Genomic DNA, 3,083 nt, shown 5'->3' with positions numbered 1-3,083 from the left:
TAGCGATAAATCGTTTTCATAACAATTCCCTCTAATTTTTCCTGTAAAACTGGATCTTTTTTTACAAAATGTTGGGAGGAAACAATTGTTTTCTCCTCCTCAACATACCTGATAATTACAGGAATAGAGCCTTTATGTTGATCTAAGATAGTTGAAATTTCTTTATCGTTGTCGTGATTTTTAACTTGAATCCAGAATCGTTCTGCCACTGCTTCTTGCAAATCTTGTGCAATCATTTGCAGACGACCATCTCGGGATTGAACTTTGCCATTGATGTAGTAAAATTTCCCTTCGGATAAAATGGAAGCGAATTTTCGATACTGATCTGAAAATACAGTCACATCCAGTTTAGACTTACTATCGTGAACCTGTAGAAAAGCCATATTCTCGCCTTTCTTAGTTCGAATGACTTTTATTTTTTGCACTTCAACTAGAAGTGTTGCTTGACACCCCTCAGTGAGAGTAGCAATGGGCGTTGTCGGATAAAGGGCCTGTTTGGCAAGTGTTTGCAAAGGATGAGCGCTGATACCAACCCCGATTAGTTCCTGCTCCTTGTAAAATTTCTCTGCTTCCGTAAAATCATCCGCCTCAGTCCAGCTATAGCTTGCATCTGCAAAGAGACCACCCAACTCCTCAACAAAAACAAATAGGTTTGGTAGGTTCACTAGGATTTTCTGGCGATTTTTATCAAAGTCATCAAAGAGCCCCAGTTCAACCAAAGGAGACAAAAGCGATAGTTTCTTGTAATTCTTGGGAAGACGTGTGACAAAATCTTCAATGCTTGAGAAAGGACGATTTTCAATAATCCAGTAAGACAAATCTCTTGGCATTCCCTTAATGGCTTTCAAACCAAGATAGATTTTCTTCTGAGAAATCTTGTCATGGTAGGGTATGCTGTTGATTGCTAAAGGCGCTACATCAAATCCCATCTGCAGAGCATCTACTATATAATCACTGCTTGAATAATTCAACATGACTTGAAAGAAAATAGCAGGATAATGGGTTTTAAAATAAGCAAGTTGGAAAGCAAGGGCTGAGTAGGCATAGGCGTGGGATCTGTTAAATCCATAGCCAGCAAACTTTTCCATCACTGCAAAAACTTGATTGGCTTTCTCTTCTGAATGCCCCAGTTTGACTGCACCAGCAATAAAATCTTCCTTCATAAGATGCATCTCTTTGGCATTTTTCTTACCCATGGCACGTCTGAGAATGTCGGCTTTGCCAAGACTGAATCCTCCAAAGCGTTGAGCTACCTGCATGACTTGCTCTTGATAGAGCATAATACCGTAGGTTGATGACAGGATGTCTTCCAATGTAGGATCCAGCACTGTCACCTTTTCTTTGCCATGCTTTCGAGCTACAAAGTTATCGATATAATCACTTGCACCTGGTCTGTTAAGGGATGTCGTTGCTACCACTTCTTCGAAGACTTGTGGTTTCACCCGTTTCAAGAGTCGAATGGCTCCTGGTTGTTCAAATTGGAAAATACCTTTTGTATTTCCAGCCGAAAAGAGAGCCAAGGTTTCTTTATCTTCCAGGTCAATCTCTTCGATTTTTAGATGAACACCCTCTGACTCCGCAAGCAATTCCTGCATTTTTTGTACGAAAGTCAGGTTACGTAAACCGAGGAAATCCATTTTTAGAAGTCCATTGGCTTCAACACCATGAGCATCATACTGGGTGATGAGCATATCTTCACCATATTTTAGAGGAATATAGTCTGTCAGATCTTGGTCACTCATGACGACTCCTGCAGCATGGATAGAGGTCTGACGAGGATACCCTTCAATCTTACGAGCAATCTCAAAAGCTTTTTGGTATTCAATCTTGCTATTGATTACCTGCCTAAATTGCAAATTCTTCTCATAAGCTGTCGTTAGCGTGTCTCGGAAACTGATTTTTTTCGTAATATTTGTTAATTCGTACTCTGGAACGCCATAGCGTTTGAAAACATCACGAATTGCCTGTTTTGCTCCAAAGGTCGAATAAGTGACAATCTGTGCAACGTGTTGACTGCCATAGCGATCACGAACATAACGAATGAACTCTGGTCTATAAAGGTCTGGAATGTCAATATCAATATCAGGCATGGTGTAACGCTCACGATTTAAAAAGCGCTCGAAAATCAGGTTCTTCTCAACAGGATCAATCCCTGTGATGTCAAGTGAGTAGGCGACCAAACTACCCACAGCAGACCCACGCCCCATTCCCATATAGTAGCCTTGGGAACGTCCAAAACGCAACAAATCCCAAACAACTAGGAAATAGTCATCAAAGCCCATATCATGAATAACAGCCAACTCTTCATTTAGCCGCTCTTGATAGAGAACTGAGGTTAACCCCTTGGCTATCAAGCCTTGTTCAGCCCTCTCTCTAAGTTCTTCTACTGCCGGCCTTTCAGGGTTAAAGCGAGGGAGTTTTAAACTTGGATCAAGTTGGTAGCTAACATTCTCTATCAAAACTTGAAGATTGGCAAGTGCCTGAGGAAAGCGATTTTTAAATCTTGCTTCTAAGTCTGAGGCTGGAAGAAATATCCCTTGCTGTGAATGCACATCCACTTCTCTCAGACTGACATTATCCTTAACTGCCGACAAAATTTGCAAAACCTGTAGGTCTTCTTTCTCAAAGGAGTTGACCTGATACAGTGGAAGAATGGGTTTGGTAAAGACTTCTTGGTGAGTATCTGGACTAACCCCAATATAATAATCATGCCCCAAATCCAGCTGTTCGACCCCATTAAAATAGGGAACAATAATGGCTACATCTTCGAGGTGGCTGGTGAAGTCAGACCAATTTTTTCGTCCAGTCATTTTTAAAGTGGATAACTTCATCAACTCTTGGTAACCTTTAGTAGATAGAGCTAGAAAACGAAAAGAGATCGCCTTCTCATATATAATCAAGGTCATTTCAAGACCAATTAAAGGTTGGATTCCATATTTTCGAGTCACTTCTAAAAAGTGATAGGCTCCATAGAGATTATCCACATCCATGAGAGCAAGGTGAGAATAGCCATAATCTTTAGCTGTATGTACATATTTTTCAATCGAAACCACACTTTCCATAAAACTGTAAACAGTCTTGGT

At 40.6% G+C, this 3,083-nt stretch carries 1 protein-coding gene; it reads right to left on the bottom strand.

Annotated features, from left to right (window positions below; genetic code table 11):
• Positions 1 to 3,083 (bottom strand): DNA polymerase III subunit alpha (locus SORDD24_RS07370; RefSeq protein ID WP_155720147.1); only part of this gene is annotated, 3,083 nt, incomplete at both ends.

Source organism: Streptococcus oralis (genome assembly GCF_001579175.1).
GTDB lineage: Bacteria > Bacillota > Bacilli > Lactobacillales > Streptococcaceae > Streptococcus > Streptococcus oralis_O.
This window is presented reverse-complemented; position numbering and strand designations above follow the sequence as displayed.